Annotated in this window: 24 protein-coding genes, 4 tRNA genes and 1 pseudogene; 9 read left to right on the top strand and 20 right to left on the bottom strand. The window is 59.7% G+C overall.

Translation table 11 applies throughout. The features are described from left to right. Window position 1 precedes the first annotated feature (1 nt). A complete protein-coding gene (locus tag RS887_RS07255; protein ID WP_322614887.1) occupies window positions 2-1,222 on the bottom strand; it encodes a benzoate/H(+) symporter BenE family transporter in 1,221 nt (406 codons plus the stop codon). Between the two features lie 3 nt (window positions 1,223-1,225). Beyond that, the gene (locus tag RS887_RS07260) at window positions 1,226-2,569 is read right to left on the bottom strand and encodes an aromatic acid/H+ symport family MFS transporter (RefSeq protein WP_322614888.1); all 1,344 of its coding nucleotides are present in this window, start codon (window positions 2,567-2,569) and stop codon (window positions 1,226-1,228) included. Between the two features lie 219 nt (window positions 2,570-2,788). Here RS887_RS07260 and RS887_RS07265 point away from each other — a divergent pair, with 219 nt between their 5' ends. The 4 genes from RS887_RS07265 to RS887_RS07280 are packed head-to-tail and all read left to right on the top strand — an operon-like array spanning window position 2,789 to window position 5,523. Beyond that, window positions 2,789-3,415 (top strand): DUF1780 domain-containing protein, encoded by a 627-nt coding sequence (locus RS887_RS07265; RefSeq protein WP_007970534.1) that lies wholly within the window; start codon window positions 2,789-2,791, stop codon window positions 3,413-3,415. Beyond that, window positions 3,412-3,939, top strand: coding sequence for an MOSC domain-containing protein (locus RS887_RS07270; protein ID WP_322614889.1), 528 nt, complete (start codon window positions 3,412-3,414; stop codon window positions 3,937-3,939). Before RS887_RS07265 ends, RS887_RS07270 begins: the two co-directional genes overlap by 4 nt. A 51-nt stretch (window positions 3,940-3,990) precedes the next feature. Then, window positions 3,991-4,164, top strand: a complete 174-nt coding sequence (locus RS887_RS07275; protein ID WP_007970531.1) for a DUF3094 domain-containing protein — start codon at window positions 3,991-3,993, stop codon at window positions 4,162-4,164. A gap of 60 nt (window positions 4,165-4,224) precedes the next feature. Next, the gene (locus tag RS887_RS07280; RefSeq protein ID WP_322614890.1) at window positions 4,225-5,523 is read left to right on the top strand and encodes an NAD(P)/FAD-dependent oxidoreductase; all 1,299 of its coding nucleotides are present in this window, start codon (window positions 4,225-4,227) and stop codon (window positions 5,521-5,523) included. 173 nt (window positions 5,524-5,696) lie between these two features. On the opposite strand, the gene RS887_RS07285 is transcribed toward RS887_RS07280, so the two are convergent. From RS887_RS07285 to rluD, 7 genes are all read right to left on the bottom strand, one after another. After that, window positions 5,697-5,773: transfer RNA gene (locus RS887_RS07285), tRNA-Pro, on the bottom strand. A 95-nt stretch (window positions 5,774-5,868) separates the two neighbouring features. Beyond that, a tRNA-Lys gene (locus RS887_RS07290) sits at window positions 5,869-5,944 on the bottom strand. A 5-nt stretch (window positions 5,945-5,949) separates the two neighbouring features. Further along, window positions 5,950-6,026 (bottom strand) — tRNA-Pro (locus RS887_RS07295). Window positions 6,027-6,035: 9 nt separating this feature from the next. After that, a tRNA-Asn gene (locus tag RS887_RS07300) sits at window positions 6,036-6,111 on the bottom strand. Window positions 6,112-6,411: 300 nt separating this feature from the next. After that, complete coding sequence (gene clpB, locus RS887_RS07305) at window positions 6,412-8,976, bottom strand: ATP-dependent chaperone ClpB (RefSeq protein ID WP_111288389.1); 2,565 nt, start codon at window positions 8,974-8,976, stop codon at window positions 6,412-6,414. 130 nt (window positions 8,977-9,106) lie between these two features. Then, on the bottom strand, window positions 9,107-9,832 hold the full coding sequence (pgeF, locus tag RS887_RS07310; protein ID WP_322614891.1) for a peptidoglycan editing factor PgeF: 726 nt from the start codon (window positions 9,830-9,832) through the stop codon (window positions 9,107-9,109). Then, window positions 9,829-10,791 (bottom strand): 23S rRNA pseudouridine(1911/1915/1917) synthase RluD, encoded by a 963-nt coding sequence (rluD, locus tag RS887_RS07315; protein WP_057400466.1) that lies wholly within the window; start codon window positions 10,789-10,791, stop codon window positions 9,829-9,831. The genes pgeF and rluD overlap by 4 nt, the downstream gene beginning before the upstream one ends. Window positions 10,792-10,942: 151 nt before the next feature. Here rluD and RS887_RS07320 point away from each other — a divergent pair, with 151 nt between their 5' ends. The 4 genes and pseudogenes from RS887_RS07320 (at window position 10,943) to RS887_RS07335 (ending at window position 14,008) form a co-directional block, all read left to right on the top strand. Further along, window positions 10,943-11,965, top strand: a complete 1,023-nt coding sequence (locus tag RS887_RS07320) for an outer membrane protein assembly factor BamD (protein ID WP_322614892.1) — start codon at window positions 10,943-10,945, stop codon at window positions 11,963-11,965. A gap of 126 nt (window positions 11,966-12,091) precedes the next feature. After that, complete coding sequence (locus tag RS887_RS07325) at window positions 12,092-12,325, top strand: PP0621 family protein (protein ID WP_322614893.1); 234 nt, start codon at window positions 12,092-12,094, stop codon at window positions 12,323-12,325. Between the two features lie 31 nt (window positions 12,326-12,356). Next, a pseudogene (locus RS887_RS07330) lies at window positions 12,357-12,674 on the top strand (hypothetical protein); the annotation flags it as partial. Next, the gene (locus RS887_RS07335) at window positions 12,671-14,008 is read left to right on the top strand and encodes a sigma-54 dependent transcriptional regulator (protein ID WP_322614894.1); all 1,338 of its coding nucleotides are present in this window, start codon (window positions 12,671-12,673) and stop codon (window positions 14,006-14,008) included. The pseudogene RS887_RS07330 and the gene RS887_RS07335, both read left to right, overlap by 4 nt. A gap of 40 nt (window positions 14,009-14,048) precedes the next feature. Here the strand turns inward: RS887_RS07335 and thiO are convergent, their stop codons facing one another. From thiO to RS887_RS07370, 7 genes are read right to left on the bottom strand one after another with little or no spacing between them, the layout of a single operon-like run. Then, window positions 14,049-15,149, bottom strand: coding sequence for a glycine oxidase ThiO (thiO, locus tag RS887_RS07340; RefSeq protein WP_322614895.1), 1,101 nt, complete (start codon window positions 15,147-15,149; stop codon window positions 14,049-14,051). A 56-nt stretch (window positions 15,150-15,205) separates the two neighbouring features. Continuing rightward, a complete protein-coding gene (locus RS887_RS07345; protein ID WP_322614896.1) occupies window positions 15,206-15,607 on the bottom strand; it encodes a type IV pilin protein in 402 nt (133 codons plus the stop codon). 14 nt (window positions 15,608-15,621) lie between these two features. Next, window positions 15,622-16,035, bottom strand: coding sequence for a hypothetical protein (locus RS887_RS07350; RefSeq protein WP_322614897.1), 414 nt, complete (start codon window positions 16,033-16,035; stop codon window positions 15,622-15,624). Then, the gene (locus tag RS887_RS07355; protein WP_322614898.1) at window positions 16,022-16,501 is read right to left on the bottom strand and encodes a pilus assembly PilX family protein; all 480 of its coding nucleotides are present in this window, start codon (window positions 16,499-16,501) and stop codon (window positions 16,022-16,024) included. The genes RS887_RS07350 and RS887_RS07355 overlap by 14 nt, the downstream gene beginning before the upstream one ends. Window positions 16,502-16,511: 10 nt before the next feature. Next, a complete protein-coding gene (locus RS887_RS07360) occupies window positions 16,512-17,219 on the bottom strand; it encodes a PilW family protein (protein ID WP_322614899.1) in 708 nt (235 codons plus the stop codon). After that, window positions 17,216-17,665, bottom strand: a complete 450-nt coding sequence (gene pilV, locus RS887_RS07365) for a type IV pilus modification protein PilV (RefSeq protein ID WP_322614900.1) — start codon at window positions 17,663-17,665, stop codon at window positions 17,216-17,218. Before pilV ends, RS887_RS07360 begins: the two co-directional genes overlap by 4 nt. Then, window positions 17,662-18,135, bottom strand: coding sequence for a GspH/FimT family protein (locus RS887_RS07370; protein WP_322614901.1), 474 nt, complete (start codon window positions 18,133-18,135; stop codon window positions 17,662-17,664). Before RS887_RS07370 ends, pilV begins: the two co-directional genes overlap by 4 nt. Before the next feature lie 128 nt (window positions 18,136-18,263). Between RS887_RS07370 and RS887_RS07375 the strand changes: the two genes are divergently transcribed. After that, window positions 18,264-18,803: a GspH/FimT family pseudopilin gene (locus RS887_RS07375; RefSeq protein ID WP_322614902.1), complete on the top strand. Its 540-nt coding sequence runs from the start codon at window positions 18,264-18,266 to the stop codon at window positions 18,801-18,803. Here the strand turns inward: RS887_RS07375 and ispH are convergent. The 4 genes from ispH to ileS form a co-directional block, all read right to left on the bottom strand. Continuing rightward, window positions 18,772-19,719 carry a 4-hydroxy-3-methylbut-2-enyl diphosphate reductase gene (gene ispH, locus RS887_RS07380; protein WP_322614903.1) on the bottom strand — a complete coding sequence of 316 codons (948 nt, stop codon included), beginning with the start codon at window positions 19,717-19,719 and terminating at the stop codon, window positions 18,772-18,774. The two genes, RS887_RS07375 and ispH, sit on opposite strands and share 32 nt — an antisense overlap. A 154-nt stretch (window positions 19,720-19,873) precedes the next feature. Further along, complete coding sequence (fkpB, locus tag RS887_RS07385; protein WP_322615271.1) at window positions 19,874-20,311, bottom strand: FKBP-type peptidyl-prolyl cis-trans isomerase; 438 nt, start codon at window positions 20,309-20,311, stop codon at window positions 19,874-19,876. A 7-nt stretch (window positions 20,312-20,318) separates the two neighbouring features. Further along, a complete protein-coding gene (gene lspA / locus RS887_RS07390; protein ID WP_008052069.1) occupies window positions 20,319-20,831 on the bottom strand; it encodes a signal peptidase II in 513 nt (170 codons plus the stop codon). Continuing rightward, entirely contained in the window at window positions 20,824-23,655 is a 2,832-nt protein-coding gene (gene ileS, locus RS887_RS07395) for an isoleucine--tRNA ligase (protein WP_322614904.1), read from the bottom strand. The genes lspA and ileS overlap by 8 nt, the downstream gene beginning before the upstream one ends. Window positions 23,656-23,663 lie beyond the last annotated feature (8 nt).

Consider the following 23,663-nt stretch of genomic DNA (forward strand, 5'->3'; position numbering starts at 1 on the left):
GTTATTGATCGACTGGTTGAAGGACTTCAGTTGCAGTGGATTTGCGACGGGGAATGGGGCGACGAGCGCTCAACAACACATGGGTAACCATGCCGAAAATCAGCCCCCAGAACGCCGCGGACAATCCGAACAACGTCATGCCCGAAGCCGTGACCAGAAAGGTCACCAGCGCGGCTTCGCGATCGCTCGGCACGGCCATCGCTCCCGTCAACGCACCGGCAATGGCGGCGAACAAGGCCAGCCCGGCCAGCGCCGCGACCAACTCTTTGGGGAACGCTGAAAACAGCGAGACCAGCGTGGCACCGAAGATCCCCAACAGCAGGTAACACAGGCCGCCGACGACCCCCGCCACGTAGCGTTTGCGAGGATCTTCGTGGGACTCGCGACCGGTGCAGATCGCCGCGGTGATCGCCGCCAGATTCAGTCCGTGGCAACCAAACGGCGCCAGCAGTGCCGTGCCCAACGCGCTACTGGCGATGATCGGGCTCGCCGGCACTGGATATCCACTGGCGCGCAGCACCGCCATGCCGGGCACGAACTGACCGGTCAGCGCCACCATCACCAGCGGCAAGGCGATGTTCAGGATCGCGCCCAGACTGAACTCGGGCGTGATCCACATCGGCGTGGCCAGACCGATCACCAGCGCTTCACGATGCAATTCACCAGTGAACGCGGCAATCGAACAGCCCACCAGCAGCACCATCATCACCGCATAACGCGGTATCACCCGCTTGCAGATCAGGTAGCTGGAAAACATCGCCAGGACCAGCAACGGCTTGTGCTGCATCGACACGAACAATCCGGTGCCGAAACTGAACAGGATCCCCGCCAGCATCGCCGCCGCGACGGCTGCGGGCAGCTTGCTGATGATCCGGTCGAAAGCCCCCGAGAGGCCAACCACGAAAATGATCAGGCTGCTGACCAGATAAGCCCCCACCGCCTCTGCCATGGAAATTTCCGGCAATAGCGTCACCAGCAACGCCGAGCCCGGCGCCGACCAGGCGATGATCACCGGAACGCGGTAGCGCAGGCTCAAAGCGATACCGAGCACGGCGCTGCCAATGGAGATCGCCCAGATCCAGGACGACAACACTTCCCGCGAAAGATGTGCCGCTTCTGCCGCCTGAAAGATGATCACCAACGGGCCGGCGTAGGAAATCACCGTGGCAATGAATCCAGCCACGGCGGCTGACAACGAGAAGTCCTGGAAAAACGCTTTCATGATTCAGGCACCGGTCGCTGACAACGCCGGGGTGACGCCAGCAGCGCTGCGTCGACTGCTGATGGCGAACACGGTCATGGCCAGGGCCGCCACCGCACCGGGCAAGGCAAACGCCATGAAGTTCAGTTGCAGGGGCAGGCTGATCCCGAGCAAGGCACCGCCCAGCAGCGGACCGACGATGGCCCCGTTGCGCCCGATGCCCGACGCCCAGCCCAGACCGGTAGAGCGAATCGTCATGGAGTAAAACTGCGCGGCGCAGGCGTACAAAAGAATCTGCGAGCCAATAGTGGTGGCACCCGCAACGGCGATCAGCAGGTACAACACCGGCATCGGGCTGTTGAAGCCCAACAGAGTGATCGACACCGCCGCCATGGCGAAAAACACCGCCAGCACTTTCGGCAGATTGAGTTTGTCGCCCAGCACCCCGCCACCGACCGCGCCGAAGATCGCCCCGAAGTTCAACACCAGCAGGAACGACAGGCTCGAGCCCAGGCTGTAACCGGCGTTGGCCATCAGTTTTGGCAGCCAGGAACTCAGCGCGTACACCATCAACAGGCAGCAGAAAAACGCCAGCCACAGCATCAGCGTGCGCAGCGCACGGCCTTCACGGAACAACTGCAGCACCGGGGTGCCCGTGCCTTTCACTTCGGCCATGTGCAGTTGGTCAGACGTTTGCGCGACGTAAGCCGGATCAATCCGCTGGAGAATACTGCGCGCCTCTTCATTACGCCCCTGACGCAACATGAAACCCACTGATTCGGGCAGGAAATACATGATCAGCGGCAACAACAGCAACGGCATGACCGCCACGTAAAACACCGACTGCCAGCCGAAACCCGGGATCAGCACAATGCCCAGTCCGGCGGACAGCATGCCGCCCACCGAGTAACCGCTGAACATGATCGCGACCAGCGTGCTGCGGATTTTTTTCGGCGCGTACTCGTTCATCAGTGCCACGACGTTAGGCATCACGCCGCCAATGCCGAGCCCGGCAATGAAGCGACAGAGGCCGAACTCCGTGGGGTTTCGGGCGAAACCGTTGAGCACGGTGAAACCACTGAAGAGCATCACGCAGATCGTGATGGCCTTCTTGCGGCCGATCCTGTCCGACAACGGGCCAAAGAACAGCGCGCCGAACATCATGCCGAACAGTGCGTAGCTGCCCAGTGCACCGGCTTGCAAAGGACTGAGCCCCCACTCTTTCATCAGCATCGGCAAGACCACACCGTAGATCACCAGATCGTAACCATCGAAGATGATGATCAGGGCACACCAGAACAGCACCATCCAGTGAAAGCGGTTGAAGCGAGCGTTGTCGATAACCTCATGTACGTCGATCTTGCGCATGGCATATGTCTCTTGTTGTTGTTTTTTTCGAGCGTCGGTAACACGGCTTACGTCCGTACAGCCGAGGGTAGAGCCACCCGATACGTGGCAATATCCAGTGCGCGCAGATCTCTATCCATTTTGTGCAGGGCCCTGAAACGGGCATGGGGACGGGAGGCATCGGCCCTCTCCGACAAATTGTCTTCTTTGCGATCACATTTGAACGCTAAGCTTGGGCCTATGGATGACTCAGATTATTTACGCCTGCTGACCATCGCGGCCGAGCAAGCCAACGCGTTCCTGTCCAACGCCCGCAAATGGGAGCGTGAGCGTTGGGTCTGCCAGCGCCTGCTGCAAGGCTTGAACATTCCCTATCGTGCCGATGAGTTCGCCCCCGCCGGGGAGCCGCCGGATGTGTTGTTTCGCGATGCCAGTTTCGAGGTGTTCTTCGTGCTCGACGAAGGCCGGCGCCTCAACGATGAATGGCGCGACGAATTGCAACGCCGACGCAGCGCGTTTTCCCTGAGCCAACTGGTGCGCCGCGAGGCCAAGCCACGACGCATCCCCGCCAACGAATTCTTGCTGCGATTGGCACCGACCTTGCGCAAAAAAGCGCACAACTACAAAGAACGCGGCATGGATCTGGGTGAACTGGACATCATTGCCTTCGCCAGCCTCAAACGCGAAGTGCTGGACCTCAACAGCCATTTCCCGCCGCCGACCGAATACCTGCGCCAGGGCTGGCGCTCGCTGTCATTGGTCGGGCCGACATTTGCCCGCGTGCTGTTCGCTCACCCGGATGCGCCGGACTTCTTGCGCAGCAACCTGGGGCGCAGCATTGTTTTTGACGTCGGAATCAGCTTGTGAGCCCGCTGCAGGAACTGATCGCCGAGGTGCCGCAACAAGGTCGTGTACGCTGGATCGGCGTGCGCCCGCAATCACGTTCGCCGATGCTTGCACTCGAGGCCGTGGAAGCGCGCCTCGAGGCCGGCCTGACCGGCGACCACGCCCGCCCCGGCGTGCGCAATGCGCGGCAGGTCACGCTGATTCAGTGGGAGCACCTGGCGGTGATCAGTTCGTTGATGGGGCGTGGGCACGATCATCCGGTCCGGCCTGAAGATCTACGGCGCAATCTCGTTATCAGTGGCATCAATCTGTTCAGCCTCAAGGGTCGCCGCTTCCGGATTGGCCAGGCAACGTTCGAAACCACCGGCTGGTGCCAGCCCTGCGCGCGCCTTGAAAGCAACCTGGGCATCGGCACCTTTCAGGCCGTGCGCGGACATGGCGGAATCACTGCCCGAGTGTTACAAAGTGGAATCATTCGCCTGGACGATACGGTGAGCGTCGAGCCCCTTCCGGACAGCGGCTATGCTCCGTTCAACGTTCGTTAAATCAGCCTGTAGCTTCTACGCATTTAGCTACGTCTACCTGACGAGGCCTTTATGACCAGCCGCCTGAACCCCGACGACCAAAAGCATGTCGAAGAGTACCTGCAATTGTCCCAGCACCAAGTCGAGCGCCGGCCTTTCCGGCCGTGGATGCTCCTTGTACTGGTATTGGCAGTGACCATTGGCCTGGGCCTGTTGAGCCGCCTTATCAGTTACCTGACGCTATGAGCTGCCTTGCGCTCGCTCGGGTAATTGCACCGATTTCTTTTAGCCTTGCGAGATATCCCCATGACTCATCGTATTGTCATCGTTGGCGGCGGCGCCGGCGGTCTGGAGTTGGCTACCCGTCTGGGTAAGACTCTGGGCAAGCGTGGCACGGCCAGTGTGATGCTGGTCGACGCGAACCTGACCCACATCTGGAAACCGTTGTTGCACGAAGTGGCGGCCGGTTCCCTGAACTCTTCCGAAGACGAACTCAACTATGTCGCCCAGGCCAAATGGAACCACTTCGAGTTCCAGCTTGGGCGCATGAGCGGGCTCGCTCGCGCGAAGAAAAAAATCCAGCTGGCCGCCACCTATGACGAAGCCGGTCTGGAGCTGGTGCCAGCCCGTGAAGTGCCTTACGACTCGCTGGTGATCTCCGTCGGCAGCACCACCAACGATTTCGGCACCCAGGGCGCTGCGCAACACTGCCTGTTCCTCGACACGCGTAAACAGGCCGAGCGCTTCCACCAGCAACTGCTCAATCACTACTTGCGTGCTCACGCCGGTCAGACCGATACGGTTGAGCAAATCAGTGTGGCCATCGTCGGTGCCGGTGCCACCGGGGTCGAGCTGGCCGCCGAGCTGCACAACGCCGCCCATGAACTGGCAGCCTATGGCTTGGACCGGATCAAGCCGGAAAACATGCACATCACCCTGATCGAAGCCGGACCACGAGTCCTGCCGGCGCTGCCAGAACGGATTGGCGGACCTGTGCATAAAACCCTGGAGAAACTCGGGGTCAACGTCATGACCAATGCTGCTGTCAGCGAAGTGACGGCCGACAGCCTGATCACCGCCGACGGCAATGAAATCAAGGCCAGCCTGAAAGTCTGGGCCGCGGGGATTCGCGCACCGGGTTTCCTCAAGGACATCGATGGCCTGGAAACCAACCGCATCAATCAGCTGCAAGTGCTGCCGACCCTGCAAACCACCCGTGACGAGAACATCTTCGCCTTCGGTGACTGCGCCGCCTGCCCTCAACCAGGCAGCGACCGCAATGTGCCGCCACGTGCCCAGGCCGCTCACCAACAGGCTTCGTTGCTGGCCAAATCGCTGAAACTGCGCATCGAAGGCAAGGCACTGCCGGAGTACAAGTACACCGACTACGGCTCGCTGATCTCGCTGTCGCGTTTTTCGGCTGTGGGTAACTTGATGGGCAACCTCACCGGCAGCGTAATGCTCGAAGGCTGGCTGGCGCGGATGTTCTACGTGTCGCTGTACCGCATGCACCAGATGGCGTTGTATGGGCCGTTTCGCACAGCGATGCTGATGCTCGGTAGCAAGATCGGGCGCGGCACCGAGCCACGGCTGAAGCTGCACTGATGTAAAACCTGTGGGAGCGAGCCTGCTCGCGAAGAGGTCGAGTCAGCCAGCATCAATGTTGACTGGTACACGGCTTTCGCGAGCAGACTCGCTCCCACATTGGTTTTGCGATGTCCTGAATTTCTCGCGGGCAAAAAAAATCCCCGTATCTTTCGATACGAGGATTTTTAATATGGTCGGGGTAAGGGGATTCGAACTCCTGACATCCTGCTCCCAAAGCAGGCGCGCTACCGGACTGCGCTATACCCCGGTAAAAAAAAGGCACCTTCGAGAGGCGCCTTCTGCGAACAGAGCTTTTGGCGTCTGATCTTAAGATTCGATTCCAGTTTAACCTGGTTTCAAAAATGGTGGGTCGTGTGGGATTCGAACCTACGACCAATTGGTTAAAAGCCAACTGCTCTACCAACTGAGCTAACGACCCAAAAATGGTCGGGGTAAGGGGATTCGAACTCCTGACATCCTGCTCCCAAAGCAGGCGCGCTACCGGACTGCGCTATACCCCGGTTTGAAATTGGCTCCGTGACCAGGACTCGAACCTGGGACCCAATGATTAACAGTCATTTGCTCTACCGACTGAGCTATCACGGAACTACACATTTCAATTTACAACTTTGAAGCTTTACTGCGTTCTCTTCAACCCGTTTGCATCGCTGCGTTCGTGTGTCTGAGGCGCGCTATTCTACAATCTTCAGAACCTCTGTCAACCCCCTAAATTGCTTTCAAGTTAATGATTTGCAACTTATTTTGGATTCCTGCCCAGTGAGCGGAAACCCTGGCGGGTGACTTACTGCGGGGCGCACTTTACAAGCCTTTTCCTTTGAGTTCAACAGCCTAACGAAAAAAAGGCCTCGCAATGCGAGGCCTTTTCAATTTTGTTGCCGATCCGGATCAGACGAAGACGATTTCGTCGTTTTCCACCACACCATGAGCGGTATCGCCCGGCATGAATCGACCGGACAGGATCAACTGCGCCAGCGGGTTCTCGATCCAGCGCTGGATCGCTCGTTTGAGCGGCCGTGCGCCGTACACCGGGTCGTAACCGACCGCAATCAGCTTGTCCATGGCTTCAGGGCTGAGTTCAAGCTTCAGCTCCCGTTCGGTCAGGCGGCTACGCAGACGACCCAACTGGATCTCGGTAATGCCGGCGATCTGATCCCGCGCCAACGGTTCGAAGATCACCACTTCGTCGACCCGGTTGATGAACTCCGGCCGGAAGTGGCTGGAAATCGCATCCATCACCGCTGCACGCTGTGCCTCACGATCACCGACCAGTTCCTGGATCTGTACCGATCCCAGGTTGGACGTCATGACAATCACGGTGTTCTTGAAGTCCACCGTGCGGCCATGGCTGTCAGTCAGACGACCGTCTTCGAGCACTTGCAGCAAGATGTTGAACACATCCGGGTGCGCTTTCTCGACCTCATCCATCAGGATCACCGAATACGGTTTGCGACGCACGGCCTCGGTCAGGTAACCGCCCTCTTCATAGCCCACGTAGCCCGGTGGCGCACCGATCAGGCGAGCCACGGAATGTTTCTCCATGAACTCGGACATGTCGATCCGCACCATCGCCTCTTCGGTATCAAAGAGGAATTCGGCCAGCGCCTTGCACAGCTCGGTTTTACCGACACCGGTCGGGCCGAGGAACATGAACGAGCCGCTGGGGCGATTCGGGTCGGACAAGCCGGCACGCGAACGCCGCACCGCGTTGGAAACCGCTACCACCGCTTCATCCTGGCCGATCACACGCTGGTGCAGCAGGCTTTCCATCTTCATCAGTTTTTCGCGCTCGCCTTCGAGCATCTTCGACACTGGAATACCAGTCCACTTCGACACGACTTCGGCGATTTCTTCCTCAGTCACCTTGCTGCGCAGCAACTGGTTCTCGCTTTTGCCATGCTGGTCGACCATTTGCAGGCTGCGCTCCAGGTCCGGGATCACCCCGTACTGCAACTCGGCCATGCGGTTCAGGTCGCCTTTGCGGCGGGCCGCTTCCAGTTCCTGACGGGACTGTTCGATTTTCTGCTGGATCTGTGCAGAACCCTGGACTTCGGCTTTTTCCGAATTCCAGATTTCTTCGAGATCCGAATACTCGCGCTCATGACGAGCGATTTCATCCTGCAGTTTTTCCAGACGCTTCTTCGCCGCGTCGTCGCTTTCCTTCTTCAGCGCCTGGGATTCCACTTTCAGCTGAATCAAGCGACGCTCCAGACGGTCCAGCACTTCCGGCTTGGAGTCGATCTCCATGCGGATGCGGCTGGCCGCTTCATCGATCAGGTCGATGGCTTTGTCCGGCAACTGCCGGTCAGTGATGTAACGATGGCTGAGCTTGGCCGCGGCAATGATCGCGCCGTCGGTGATCGCCACCTTGTGGTGAACCTCATAGCGCTCCTTGAGGCCACGCAGGATGGCGATGGTGTCTTCTTCGCTCGGTTCATCCACCAGCACTTTCTGGAAGCGTCGCTCGAGCGCGGCGTCCTTCTCTATGTATTGACGATACTCGTTGAGCGTAGTGGCGCCCACGCAGTGCAGCTCACCACGGGCCAGGGCCGGCTTGAGCATGTTGCCCGCATCCATCGAGCCTTCGCCCTTGCCGGCGCCGACCATGGTGTGCAGTTCGTCGATGAACAGAATGATCTGCCCTTCCTGCTTCGACAGTTCATTGAGCAACGCCTTGAGCCGCTCTTCAAACTCACCGCGATACTTGGCACCGGCAATCAGCGCCCCCATGTCCAGGGACAACAGGCGCTTGCCCTTGAGGCCATCCGGCACTTCGCCATTGATGATGCGCTGGGCCAGGCCTTCGGCGATGGCGGTTTTACCCACGCCAGGCTCACCGATCAGCACCGGGTTGTTCTTGGTACGACGTTGCAGCACCTGGATGGTCCGGCGAATTTCATCGTCACGGCCGATCACCGGATCGAGCTTGCCCTCTTCGGCGCGCTTGGTCAGGTCGACGGTGTATTTATCCAAGGCCTGACGGGACTCTTCGTGGTTAGGGTCGTTGACGGCCTCGCCACCGCGCAGGTTGTTGATCGCATTTTCCAGGGCTTTCTTGCTCACGCCCTGGCCGAGCAACAGTTTGCCGAGCTTGCTGTTCTCGTCCATGGCGGCGAGCAGCACCAGCTCGCTGGAGATGAACTGGTCGCCTTTCTGCTGCGCCAGACGATCGGCCTGGTTAAGCAGGCGCGCCAGATCCTGCGACATGTTCACGTCGCCGGTCGGGTTCTGGATTTTCGGTAGCTGGTCGAGCTCTTTGGTCAGCTCTTTACGCAGGCTGTTGACGTCGAAGCCCACCTGCATCAGCAGGGGCTTGATCGAGCCGCCCTGCTGTTCGAGCAAGGCTTGCATCAAGTGCGCCGGTTCAATGGCCGGATGATCGTGGCCGACAGCCAGGGATTGGGCATCGGACAACGCTAACTGCAATTTGCTGGTTAAACGGTCTATACGCATGGGTCACCTTCCTTTTGAGCAGGCCGGACCTATAAAACATCCTGAGTGAAGAAACCTGCCAGATAACACAATAGATGCGGTCGATTCTGGGAGTTTCAAGCGTCGTGACGTTGATGCAGGTCAGGCAAGTCTAGCGTTCGAGCCAGATCAGGGAGGCAAACCGACCCGTTTTTGGGCTGCGGCGATAAGAAAAGAAGCGAGGATCGGTCACGGTACAGAAACCGCCACCATAGACAGCCGTTACACCGCGAGCCGCCAGACGCAAACGCGCCAGCATATAGATGTCGGCCATGAACTTGCCGGAGTTTTGGCTCGGTACAAAGGCTTCTGCCGCTTGCGGCAGCTGCTGCACGAAGGTTTCGCGCACTTCGGGGCCGACTTCAAACGCTTGTGGACCAATGGCCGGACCGAGCCACACCAGCACCTCGGCGGGTGGTACGGCCAGACTGTCGAGGGTGGCTTCCAGCACGCCCGCCGCCAACCCGCGCCAACCGGCATGGGCTGCCGCAACGCGAGTGCCGGCACGGTCACAAAACAGCGCAGGCAGGCAGTCAGCAGTCATCGCCGCACAGGCGATACCGGGCGTCGATGTCCAACTGGCATCGGCAGTGTCCACCCGGTCTGGATCGGCATGGGCCACGGCAATGCCGTGGACCTGCTGCAGCCAGGCCGGTCGAATGGAGAAATGATCGGTAAGACGACGGCGATTCTCGGCAACGGCTTCAGGGCTGTCGTCGACGTGATCGCCGAGGTTGAGGCTGTCGAACGGCGCCACACTGACGCCGCCCGCACGGGTGGTGACACAGGCTTTGACCCCCGCCGGCGCGGGCCAGTCAGGAATCAGCCAGTCACTCATCCGATGAACGCCTCACGGTCTTGCTTGAGCAGGGTCAGCAGCCAGACGAAGTCTTCCGGCAACGGTGACTCCCAGCTCATGCGCTGACCGGTGGTCGGATGATCCAGTTCCAGGAAACGCGCATGCAGCGCCTGACGCGGGAAGTTTTTCAGGGATTCGACCATGGTCGGGTTGGCCGCCGGCGGAATGCGGAAGCGACCGCCGTAGGCAGGATCTCCGACCAACGGGAAGTTGATGTGCGCCATGTGCACGCGAATCTGGTGCGTACGACCGGTCTCCAGCTTCACCCGCACGTGAGTGTGGGAGCGGAAGCGCTCGAGCACGCGGTAATGGCTGACGGCTTGCTTGCCACCTTCCATCACGGCCATGCGCTGGCGCTGCTGGCCGTGACGACCGATTGGCGCATTGATCTTGCCACCGGCTGTCACCACACCGATCACGATGCACTCGTAGATCCGGCTGACGCTGCGGCTCTGCAACTGTGCAACCAGTTGCGTCTGCGCTTGAATGGTCTTGGCCACCACCATCAGACCGGTGGTGTCCTTGTCCAGGCGATGCACGATACCGGCGCGGGGCACATTGATGATGTCCGGCACGTGGTGCAGCAAGGCGTTGAGCAAGGTGCCGTCGGCGTGACCGGCAGCCGGGTGCACCACCAGGCCCGCAGGCTTGTTGATCACCAGGATATCGTCGTCTTCGTAGACGATGTCCAGGGCAATGTCTTGAGCGACCCATTCGCCCTGAGCTTCCTGCTCGGCAGTCAGCTCAAGGATGGCGCCGCCATGGACGATGTCTCGCGGGCGGATAACCGCCCCATCCACAGTCAGGCGGCCGTCTTTGATCCAGGCGGAAAGGCGCGAGCGCGAGTGCTCAGCGAATAATTGTGCGGCGACTTGATCGAGGCGTTGGCCGCCCAATTCGGACGGCACCTCTGCGCGGAGTTCAATTTTATCGGACATGCTCAGACTAGGCGTCGGCACAGCCTTTGGTTTCGGCTGCGCGCTTGTGGTTAAATACGGCGTCTTTTGCCCCGAGGCTATTCAACGGGGCGCTCATCATAACAGGACGGCCACGCCCAAGACAGCGGCCGTCATAGGGACGCAAGCCGCCATGCAAGTGAAACACCTGCTGCTGATCGCCATCCTCGCATTGACCGCTGCTTGCTCATCGAAGGAAGTCGTAGACGAAAACCTCAGTGAAGTCGAGCTGTACCAACAGGCTCAAAATGACCTGGACAACAGTAGCTACACCAGCGCCATCGCCAAACTGAAGGCTCTGGAGTCGCGTTATCCGTTCGGTCGTTATGCCGATCAGGCACAACTCGAACTCATCTACGCGAACTACAAGAACACCGAGCCAGAAGCGGCCAAGTCCGCTGCGGAGCGCTTCATTCGCCTGCACCCACAGCATCCGAATGTCGATTACGCCTACTACCTCAAGGGCCTGACTTCTTTCGACCAGGACGTTGGCCTGCTGGCGCGCTTCCTGCCGCTGGACATGACCAAGCGTGACCCGGGCGCCGCCCGCGACTCCTACAACGAGTTCGCCCAGCTGACCAGCCGCTTCCCGAACAGCCGCTACGCGCCAGACGCCAAGCAGCGCATGATTTATCTGCGCAACCTGCTGGCGGCCTACGAAATTCACGTGGCCGACTACTACCTGACCCGTCAGGCCTATGTCGCCGCCGCGAACCGCGGTCGTTACGTGGTGGAAAACTTCCAGGAAACCCCTTCGGTCGGCGACGGCCTGGCGGTAATGACCGAGGCCTACCAGCGCCTGCACCTGGACGAACTGGCTGCCACCAGCCTGGAAACCCTGAAGCTCAACTACCCGAACCACCCGACACTGGTGGACGGTCAGTTCGTGCCGACCGTGGCCGAAGCCGACAACCGTTCGTGGCTGAGCAAGGCGACCCTGGGCCTGATCGAGTCCCGTCCGCCACTGCCACCGGGAGAAACCCGCGCCAACCAGGACGTGCAGAAGCAATTCCAGGACGCCAAGGACGCAATCCCGGCCGAGCTCAAGCCTAAAGAAAGCAATGGCGACGCGATCGAAGAAGAAGATCACGAAGCGGAAGGCAACAGCAGCGACCGCTCGTGGTTCAGCTACATGACCTTCGGCGTGTTCGACTGACACCCCGGGTTGTGCAAAAAGGGAGACTTTCGAGTCTCCCTTTTTTATTTCAAGCGATTTATTGCACTGTGCGCCCGGCAGGTCCTTGGCTAAACTGCCGGATCATCCGTCGAAAAGCAGTTCACCATGCTTCGTTTATTGTTCTGGATTGCCCTGATTGCCGCTGCAGTATGGTTCTGGCGCAAGTTCAAGGGGCAGGCTTCCACCCCCAGGCCCCCTGCCGAGCGGGAAGCTGCGCCCATGGTCCGTTGCGCCCATTGCGGCGTTCACCTGCCCCGTGACCGCGCGCTGAGCCTCGACCAACGGTGGTATTGCAGCCAGGCTCATCTCGAGCAAGACAAGGGCTCCAGTGGCCGCTGATGTGTCACCCGAAATCGCGACCGATTGAGGACTATCGCGCGCCCCCAAGGAACTGAAAGGCGTCGCTCGACGTCTGACGCAGATTATTCAAGACCACACTCTGCGAATGAACCGGGTAATCGAAAACGTCCTGTACCTGCGGCGCCGCGAGCAAATGTCGCCGCTACGGCTCGATCTGAAATCACTGGAAATACTCGATAACGAAGCCCCCGCCCCCCAAATCAAGGGCCTGGGGCTTCATCTGTCCGGCGAGCCGGGTGAAAGCATTCTGTCCCGCCTAGACTTCAAGGCACGCCAGGAAAGCGCCTGCTTTTGCATGACCTTTGCTCACGGACGGAACCCACGTTGAACACGAGACCACGACAAAAAGTCTTGATCGTCGATGACGAACCGGAAATACGCGAACTCCTGGAAATCACCCTGGGAAGGATGAAACTGGAGACGTTCAACGCCCGCAACGTCGGCGAAGCGCAATCCCTGCTAAATCGCGAAAGCTTCGATCTATGCCTGACTGACATGCAGTTGTCGGACGGTACCGGCCTGGAGTTGGTGCAGCACATCCAGCAACGTCACCCTAAGGTCCAGGTGGCGATGATCACCGCCTATGCCAGCCTCGAAACCGCGATCGATGTGCTCAAGGCCGGGGCATTCGATTTTCTGACCAAACCGGTGGACCTTACCCGCCTGCGTGAACTGGTCACCAGTGCCCTGCTGCTTCCTGCCCGCGGGGTCGGCATCGACCGTCGCCTGCTGGGCGACTCATTGCCCATGCGCAACCTGCGTAAACACATCACCAAACTGGCCGGCAGCCATGCGACGGTATACATCAGCGGAGAATCCGGCAGCGGCAAGGAATTGGTGGCGCGCCTGATCCATGATCAAAGCCCCCGCGCCAATCAGCCGTTCATTGCGATCAACTGCGCGGCGATTCCTTCGGAACTGCTGGAGAGCGAGTTTTTCGGCCACCGTAAAGGCAGTTTCAGCGGTGCCATCGAAGATAAGCCCGGACTGTTCCAGACCGCTCACGGCGGCACCCTGCTCCTCGACGAAGTCGCTGACCTGCCGCTGGCCATGCAGGTCAAACTGCTGCGCGCGATTCAGGAAAAAGCCGTACGCAGCGTTGGCGGGCAGCAGGAAGTGGCGGTGGATGTGCGCATTCTCTGCGCCACACACAAAGACCTTGGCGCCGAAGTCGCCGCCGGGCGATTTCGTCATGATCTTTACTACCGTTTGAATGTGATCGAACTCCGGGTGCCGCCCTTGCGCGAGCGTCGTGACGACATTGAAGTACTGGCCAGCCATATACTCAAGCGCCTGGCCGCCGATACCGGTCAACCTGCGGCGAGACTCCACCCCCACGCCCTCGATACGCTGAAAAATTATCGCTTCCCGGGCAATGTGCGGGAACTGGAAAACATGCTCGAACGGGCGCACACCCTGTGTGAGAACCATCAGATCGAAGCCGGCGACCTGCGCCTGGCCGAAGGCAACTGTGGGGCTGAAGCAGGCCTGCCGGACCTGACCCGGATCGACAATCTGCAAATCTACCTGGAAAACGTCGAACGCCAACTGCTGCTCCAGGCCCTGGAGGAAACCCGCTGGAACCGCACGGCGGCGGCTCAGCGGTTGAATCTGTCATTCAGGTCGATGCGCTACAGGCTGAAAAAGCTGGGGCTGGATTGACGCCCCCATCGCGAACGGGCTCGCTCCCACAGTCCGCTAGTCAGAGCCGCCCGGCAGGCGCATAAGGCGCCGGATCGATAATGGGCGCCCGACCCAGCATCACATCGGCAAACAACTGGCATGACGCCGGTGCCAGCACCAGCCCGTTACGGTAATGCCCGCAGTTGAGCCAGAGCCCGTCAAACCCCGGCACCGGGCCGATATAAGGAATGCCCTCGGGTGATCCCGGGCGCAATCCGGCCCAATGCCCCACCACTTCGGCATCGGCCAGCGCCGGAATCAACTCCACTGCGGACGCCTTCAGGCTTTCCAGTGCCGACCCGGTCGGCGTCTTGTCAAAGCCTTCATGCTCCAGCGTACTGCCGATCAGTATGTGTCCATCGCGCCGGGGAATCGCATAACGGCCCTTGGCCAGGACCATGCTCGGCAGGAAATCCGCTGCACACTTGTAGAGAATCATCTGCCCTTTCACCGGTTCGACCGGCAGCGTCAGATCAAGATGCTTGAGCAAATCACCGCTCCAGGCCCCCGCCGTCAGGACGACCTGATCGCCCAGAACAGTACCTGTGGAGGTCTGCACGCCGACCACTTTGTTGCCGTCACGAACAAACCCGCTGACTTCGCACTGCTCATGGATCGTCACGTTCGGCAGCGCCAGCAACGCGGCCTTGAGTGATTTCACCAGACGCGGATTGCGCACGTTGGCGACGTCGGCCATGTAGATCGCCCGGGAAAAACCAGTGCCCAGCACCGGTACGGCGTCGTGTGCTGCCGAAATGTCCACCGCACTAAGCGGACGATTTTCCCGGGTGGCCCATGCCAGCGCTTCAGCTTCGTCATCCAGATCCAGCCAGTACAGACCGGTGGTGTGTACTTCAGGATCAACGCCGGTGGCGGCAAACAAGCGCTCGCCCAGTTGTGGATAAAAGTCCTGGGACCAGTGAGCCAACGCAGTGACCGCCGGGCTGTAGCGCCACGGGTAAAGCGGCGAAACGATGCCGCCGCCGGCCCAGGACGACTCTTGGCCGACGTTCGAGCGATCCAGCAGCACAACGCTTTGCACTTCGGAGGTGAGATTGAAGGCCGTCAGCAAACCAATCACCCCACCGCCGACAATCACCACTTGCTGTTGCCTGGTCATGTTCTGATCCAATCGTTAAATAGACAGAGGGTGCAAAGGACACCCGAAAAGGAAACTTAGCGCCCCCAGCAATCTTTGCTGGTCAGGCCGGATTTCGCGTTGACCATACCGAGCCCACCGGTGTTGCTGATGGTCAGATCACCACACTTGTCAGTGGCCATGCTCTTGTCAGCCTTGCGCACCGCCGTCAGTAGAAAGGTCTGGTCGGTCAGGGTCGGTGTAATGCTGTAGTAATCATTGCCGGCACTGAGGCCCGTCGCATCGGTGTAGACATTTTTCTGCGAGTAGAAGCGCTCCAGGATCTGCGCCTGCTCCGAGAGCAGACCCGCCACTTCTGCGCGACGGCCCTTGTTCAGGTACTCGGTGAAACTCGGGGCAGCAATGGTCATGACAATCCCGATGATCGCAATCACGATCATGATTTCGATCAGGGTAAAACCGCGGTTGGTACTACGCATGCCTCAACTCTCACTTACTGTATTTGTCGCCACATGATGCGACGGCTACCGCCGGATTTTTCCACTCCCGGAGTATCGTCGCCAGTGGAATCGTTCACGGCCCCGCCATTGTCGCTGACGTCCTGGGCTGAATGCTCTCCAACAAAAATCACACCTTCGGAGAGCGTGTCGATGTTGTCGACCACGCCATCGGCGTTGCTGTCGAGCATCTTAACGCTGATCGCAGCGGGCAGCCTCAAGCAGACGGCTTTCAATCCCTGATTGCTGTGGTAGAACCCGTACCAGTTGCCATTCGCCAGGCAGGTTGGCCGGTTCAGCGCTGGTGAACCCGATGGCGCGGCAGCGTGCGCCAGAACCGACAGGTTCAGCGCAACTACAACACCGAACAGTTGTGACCACCGCCGGATATATCGCTCAGTACTTCGCATAGATGCTCTCCACCACACTGCGCGAATGACCTGCGATGCCTACTGCCGTTACCCGATACAAGGTCGCCGGGGTATTGATTGGCACATTCACCGCATCTCGGCTGACACCGATGTTTTGCACGCCATAAAAGCCGTTGCCCGATGCAATCCAGGTCACTCCGGACGAGGCGCTGAAACCGGCCGCGGTAATTGTCGAGGACTCGGGTGGTGGCGCACATTGAACGATGCCGCTACAAACAGGTAGCGCATAACTGTCCGGTTGCACTGCACTCTCGCCCACCCGCAAGGCGGCTTCGGCACTCTGAAACGACAGGTTGCGCAAGGCGACGCTACCGGCCATTTTTTCCTGCAGGGTGGCGCTCTGCATCGATGAAAGACCAATCAGCGTCAGCAAGAGCAAGAACACCAGACTGACCAACAGTGCCATGCCGCGTTGGGTGTCATCCGTCATGGGAGAACAGTTCATTGGCACTCCCTCATGGCAAGCGGTTGCGCAGAGCGGCCACTGCGTTGAAAGTTTGATCGCTCACCCGGTGCCTCGGATCGATGAGCGTCAGGCTCAGGCGAACGCTACGAATCAGCGCAGGGTCCGGCGGGTTGCTGCTGTAGCGGGACGCCGCCAGATCTGTGGCTGTGCTGGCCAGGCCGAAGCTCACGCCAAAAGCACTTACGTTGCTCACCAATGCCTGCGCTGCTCCGGAGCCGCCCCTCATAAGCAGCTGGTTGTTGCTGAAGCTGTAAGTCAGTTGCCGTATCGGAAAAACCAGTTGCCCTGCCTCTGGAGTCGGACTGTCGCTGTAGGCCGTCGAATTGCTTCGGCAATCGGAAAGCACGGTCCAGTCCGGCTTGCTGCCATTGCCGCCGACATCCGCCGTAACCAGCGTCAAGCTGCGACTGCCATTGTCCCAGCGAATCGGCGTTAGCCGACTGGCATGGAAATCACCTTTCTTACTTGCATCAGTGATCGTTTCCAGGCAGCCGAACATCCCGACCATGCGGATTTCCTGAATCATTTTGCTCAACACGAAACGTGCATCCTCCTGCATGTTCGCGGCCGCATTCTGGCTGAGATAAGTGCTCTTGGCCGCGATGAAAACCTGCACCACGCCCAGCACCACGATCAGGCTCAGTGCCAGGGCGATCAGCAACTCGACCAGGCCAAAGCCTCTGTTGCGGCGACTCACGGGATCACCACCGGATCAATGGCCGCACGGCTGCTCAGGACGAAACTGCGCCGCGAGTCGGCAGCATTCGCAGCCCGTGAGTCGTCCCAGGTAATCGTGATGGTGTACACCTGCTGATTGACGGTGACACTGCCCGTCGCAGTGGCGCCGAGTGAGCTGACAATGTTGGAGTTGAAGTCGAACAGGTCCTGATCCCGGGCAACATCCAGATTGCCCGTAGCCGGCGGCGCGATGGTGTAGTCCGCAGCGGCGTTGGCGCGAATACGGTCCATCATGTCGTAGGCGATAAAGCTGGCCTGACTGCTCATGCGCGCACTGTCCGTGTACTTCAGCGCATTGAGCTGAAACGCCGCGGCCCCCAGCAACCCCACGCCCAGAATGACTAATGCCACCAGGACTTCGACCAGCGTCATGCCCTCCTGCGTGCCTTGGCTTCCTATCCTCATCCGCAACTTCCACCCAATAGAATTCGTCCGTTCAAACACACTTTCAGCGTCCTGCTTTGAGCTCCCCGCCCATAGCTGATCACCACCTCTGAGGACGGTGATGACAATCCGCCCATGCTGTTGAAATCGATGGTAATCACACCCGAGGTTAGCGCCAGAGTTACGCCGCGGCTCATCGCCGGAACAACCCGCAATACATTGGCCAAAGCGCCAGTACCGTCGTAAACCGCCAGCTCCCCACTCCAGACATCCCCACCGGCCGTCGGGCGCACCCGTGTGGTATTGCCCCGGTCGATGGCTTCGAGCCGGGCAAAATTCAGGGCTCGTCGCAGGTCAGCGATTTCGGTATCAGCCCTCGTTGCTTGCATCGAGCGGGTAAACGCCGGGACAGCCAGAGTCAGCAGAATCAGAAGGATCGCAATCGCGACCAGCAACTCGATCAGCGTGAAACCTTTTGTACGATGATCCATCGGGGCCTTCTGTTTCCTTCGGCTATACCTGCTCTTGCGCGGCACAATTCGAGCGATGCGCTACGTTTGTGATGCCATTTCTCGCGCAGGGATTGCGCGAGCCACAGCACGCCACGGAGGGAGATGTCATGCGGCAACACGGCTTCAGCCTGATCGAACTGCTCATGGGACTGGCAATTACAGGAATTGTTCTGCAACTGGTCAGTCCGGCGTTCGCAACGCTGATCGAATCGAACCAAAGAGAGCAAGCGGCACAGGCGCTTTTCAGTGGTATTCGCACAGCCCGAACCGAAGCCATCGTCCGCAACCAGGCCGTGGTGATTCACGGCATCAATGGCGACTGGAGCCAGGGCTGGCGGATCATTCTGGATATCAGCGGCAAGGGGGATATGGACAGCAACAACCCACTGCTGGCCGAACGCCAGAGCAGCGCACGCGTGCCGATTGTGGGGAACGGTCCGGTCGAAAGCTTTATACGATTCAGAGGTCAGGGCGAACCACTGTTTGGAGGGACATTGCACATTTGCAAAGTTCGCGAACCAGTGAGCCAACATCAAGTGGTGTTGGCACGGACCGGTCGCGTCAGCCTGCGCAGCGACAAGGCTGAGCAGGCGTTATGCGAAGAAAGGAAGAAACTCAGAGCAACGAGCGAACTCGCAGTTCTTTAGGCATCGAGAACGTGATGTTCTCCTCGCGACCGGCCAGTTCATCAGCACCTGTGGCACCCCAGGCCTGCAACTGCTGGATCACACCGCGCACCAGAACCTCCGGGGCGGAGGCGCCAGCGGTGATGCCGATACGCTCGACACCGTCGAACCAGCTCTTTTGCAGGTCTTCGGCACCGTCGATCAGGTAGGCCGGAGTGGACATGCGTTCTGCCAATTCGCGCAGACGATTGGAGTTGGAGCTGTTCGGGCTGCCGACCACCAACACCACGTCGCACTCATCGGCCAGTTGCTTGACCGCGTCCTGGCGGTTTTGCGTGGCGTAGCAAATGTCGTCCTTGCGCGGTCCACCGATGGCCGGGAAGCGCAAACGCAGGGCGTCGATAACACGACTGGTGTCGTCCATCGACAAGGTGGTCTGGGTCACGAAGGCGAGCTTTTCAGGGTTGTTCACCTGCAACGCCGCGACATCTTTCTCATCTTCGACCAGGTAGATCGCACCGCCATTGCTGGCATCGTACTGGCCCATGGTGCCTTCGACTTCCGGGTGACCGGCGTGGCCGATGAGAATGCATTCACGACCGTCACGGCTGTAGCGCGCCACTTCGATGTGGACCTTGGTCACCAGCGGGCAGGTGGCGTCGAACACTTTCAGTCCACGACCCGCCGCTTCACTGCGCACGGCCTGGGACACGCCGTGGGCACTGAAGATCACGATGACGTCGTCCGGCACCTGATCCAGTTCTTCGACGAAAACGGCACCACGGGAGCGCAGGTCCTCGACGACAAATTTGTTGTGGACCACTTCATGGCGCACGTAGATCGGCGGCCCGAAGACTTCCAGGGCGCGGTTGACGATTTCGATCGCCCGGTCCACACCGGCGCAGAAGCCACGGGGATTGGCGAGTTTGATTTGCATGCTGTGCCTCGTGTCTTGCGCGTGAAAAATTGGATCATTGCAATCCTGTGGGAGCGGGCTTGCCCGCGATGGGGACCTGACAGTCGACTTTTATGTCGACTGATACATCGCTATCGCGGGCAAGCCCGCTCCCACACTGGATCTGCTTTGTAGCTTACAACGCTTTGACGGAAATGATTTCCACATCAAAGGTCAGCGTCTTGCCCGCCAGCGGGTGGTTGAAGTCGACGGTCACTTGCGCATCGTCGAACTCTTTGACCACGCCCGGCAACTCGGTATTGGCCGCATCGTTGAAGATCACCAGCAAGCCAGGCGACAGTTCCATGTCCTGGAACTGTGAGCGCGGGATGATCTGCACATTTTGCGGGTTAGGCTGGCCGAAAGCGTTTTCCGGCTCAATGCTCAGTGTACGCTTGTCACCGGCCTTGAAACCAAACAGGGCTGCTTCGAAACCTGGCAACAGGTTGCCATCACCGACCTTGAAGGTCGCCGGGGCTTTGTCGAAGGTGCTGTCCACCGTGTCGCCGTTCTCCAGGCGCAATGCGAAATGCAAGGTGACTTCCGTGTTCTGGCCGATGCGTTGCTCAGCCAATACCTGTTCAGTCATGAACGGTTTCTCCGGTTTTTTTACTTTTGAACATATCCAGTGCCAGCATGACAGCGCCTACAGTGATAGCACTGTCGGCAAAGTTGAACGCTGGGAAATACCAGCGATTCTGCCAATGCACCAGAATGAAATCGATCACATGGCCCAGGGCAATGCGGTCATACAGATTGCCCAGCGCGCCGCCGAGCACCAGTGCCAGCGCAATCGCCAGCCAGGTCTCGTTACGCCCCAGACGCTTGAGCCACACCACAAGCACCGCACTGACCACGACAGCGATCAACGCGAACAGCCAGCGCTGCCAGCCGGAGCTGTCCGCCAGGAAGCTGAACGCAGCGCCAGTGTTGTAGGCCAGGGTCCAGCTGAAGTAATCGGGGATGATTACGATCTGCTGGTACATCTGGAGCTTGCCTTCGAAGTAGAACTTGCTGGCCTGGTCGATGACCAGGACCAGCAAACTCAACCAGAGCCAACTCAGCCGTCCGAAACGGCCAACGGCATTAGGCATAGTGACGGACCTCGCCAGCGCCGCTGATGTTATCCACGCAACGGCCGCAGATTTCCGGATGCTCCGGGTTCACGCCGACGTCTTCGCGGCAGTGCCAGCAACGGGCGCACTTGGCGTGGCTCGACTTGACGATCTTCAGCTTCAGGCCACTGACTTCGGTGGCCACGGCGTCGGCCGGTGCCTGCGCCAATGGCGCAACGCTGGCGGTCGAAGTGATCAGCACGAAGCGCAGTTCGTTGCTCAGCCTGGCCAGGTCGGCGGTCAGCGCATCTTCGGCGAACAACGTCACTTCGGCTTGCAGGTTGCCACCGACAGCCTTGGCTGCACGCTGGATCTCCATTTCCTTGTTGACCGCGACCTTGACCGCCATGATCCGGTCCCAGTAAGCGCGATCCAGCTCGAAGCCTTCCGGCAGTTCGCTCAGGCCTTCGTACCAGGTGTTGAGCATGACGGACTCGTTACGCTCGCCCGGCAGGTATTGCCACAGTTCGTCGGCGGTGAACGCCAGGATCGGCGCGATCCAGCGTACCAGCGCTTCGGAGATGTGGAACAGCGCGGTCTGGCACGAACGGCGGGCCTTGCTGTCGGCGCCAGTGGTGTACTGGCGATCCTTGATGATGTCGAGATAGAAGCCGCCCAGCTCCTGCACGCAGAAGTTGTGGATCTTCGAGTACACGTTCCAGAAACGGTATTCGCCGTAGTGCTCTTGCAGCTCGCGTTGCAGCAGCAGGGTACGGTCCACCGCCCAACGGTCCAGTGCCAGCATTTCTTCGGCCGGCAGCAGGTCGGTGGCCGGGTTGAAGCCGGTCAGGTTCGACAGCAGGAAGCGCGCGGTGTTACGGATACGCCGGTAGGCGTCCGCACTGCGTTGCAGGATCTGCTCGGAAACCGCCATTTCACCCGAATAATCGGTCGAGGCGACCCACAGACGCATAATGTCGGCGCCCAGGGTGTCGTTGACTTTCTGCGGCGCGATCACGTTGCCCAGGGACTTGGACATCTTGCGGCCGGACTCGTCAACGGTGAAGCCGTGAGTCAGCAGTTCGCGATACGGTGCGTGGTTGTCGATGGCGCAACCGGTCAGCAGCGACGAGTGGAACCAGCCACGGTGCTGGTCCGAACCTTCCAGGTACAGGTCGGCGCGCGGGCCGGTTTCGTGGCCCATCGGGTGCGAACCGCGCAGGACGTGCCAGTGCGTGGTGCCCGAGTCGAACCAGACGTCCAGGGTGTCGCTGATCTTGTCGTACTGCGGCGCTTCATCGCCCAGCAGTTCGGCGGCATCCAGCTTGAACCAGGCTTCGATGCCTTCGACTTCAACGCGCTTGGCCACTTCTTCCATCAGCTCGACGGTGCGTGGGTGCAGCTCGCCGCTTTCCTTGTTCAGGAAGAACGGGATCGGCACGCCCCAGTTGCGCTGACGGGAAATGCACCAGTCCGGACGATTCGCGATCATCGAATGCAAGCGCGCCTGGCCCCAGGCAGGAACGAATTTGGTGTCCTCGATGGCCTTGAGCGAACGCTGGCGCAGGGTGTCGCCGGTGGTCGGCTGCTTGTCCATGCCGATGAACCACTGCGCGGTGGCGCGGTAGATCAGCGGGGTCTTGTGGCGCCAGCAGTGCATGTAGCTGTGTTCGATGACGGTGGTGTGCAGCAGCGCACCGACTTCGGTCAGCTTGTCGACGATGGCCGGATTGGCCTTCCAGATGAACTGGCCGCCGAAGAACTCCAGCGACGGTACGTAAACGCCGTTGCTTTGTACCGGGTTGAGGATGTCATCGTTGACCATGCCGTATTTCTTGCAGGTCACAAAGTCGTCCACGCCGTAGGCCGGAGAGGAGTGAACCACACCGGTGCCGGCGCCCAGTTCAACGTAGTCGGCCAGGTATACCGGCGACAGACGGTCGTAGAACGGGTGACGGAAGTTGATCAGTTCCAGCGCCGAACCGTTGGCGGTAGCGATCACCGAGCCTTCCAGCGAATAGCGCGCCAGGCACGACTCAACCAGTTCTTCAGCCAACACCAGCAGTTTGTCGCCGACGTCGACCAGGGCGTAGTTGAATTCCGGGTGAACGTTCAGCGCCTGGTTGGCCGGAATGGTCCACGGGGTGGTGGTCCAGATCACGATCGAAGCAGGTTTGGCCAGCGATGGCAGACCAAAAGCGGCAGCCAGTTTGGCTTCATCGGCAATCGGGAACGCTACGTCGATGGTGGAGGATTTCTTGTTCTCGTACTCGACTTCCGCTTCAGCCAGGGCCGAACCGCAGTCGAAGCACCAGTTCACGGGCTTCAAGCCCTTGAATACGAAGCCGCCCTTGACGATCTCGGCCAAGGCGCGGATTTCGCCGGCCTCGTTCTTGAAGTCCATGGTCTTGTACGGGTTGGCGAAGTCGCCCAACACGCCCAGACGGATGAATTCGGATTTCTGGCCTTCGATCTGCTCGGTGGCGTACGCGCGGCACAGTTCGCGGGTCTTGTCCGCGCCCAGGTTCTTGCCGTGGGTCACTTCGACCTTGTGCTCGATCGGCAGGCCGTGGCAGTCCCAGCCAGGAACATAAGGCGCGTCGAAGCCCGACAGGGTCTTCGAGCGGATGATCATGTCCTTGAGAATCTTGTTCAGCGCATGACCGATGTGAATCGTGCCGTTGGCGTACGGAGGACCGTCGTGCAGGACGAACTTCGGACGATCCTTGCCAATCTCGCGCAACTTTCCGTACAGGCCAATGCTGTCCCAGCGCTGCAGAATCTGCGGTTCGCGCTGAGGCAGGCCGGCCTTCATTGGGAAGGCGGTGTCCGGAAGGTTTAGCGTGGCTTTATAGTCGGTCATTTAAGGCT

This window comes from Pseudomonas sp. BIC9C, assembly GCF_034541995.1.
Taxonomy (GTDB): domain Bacteria; phylum Pseudomonadota; class Gammaproteobacteria; order Pseudomonadales; family Pseudomonadaceae; genus Aquipseudomonas; species Aquipseudomonas fluorescens_CC.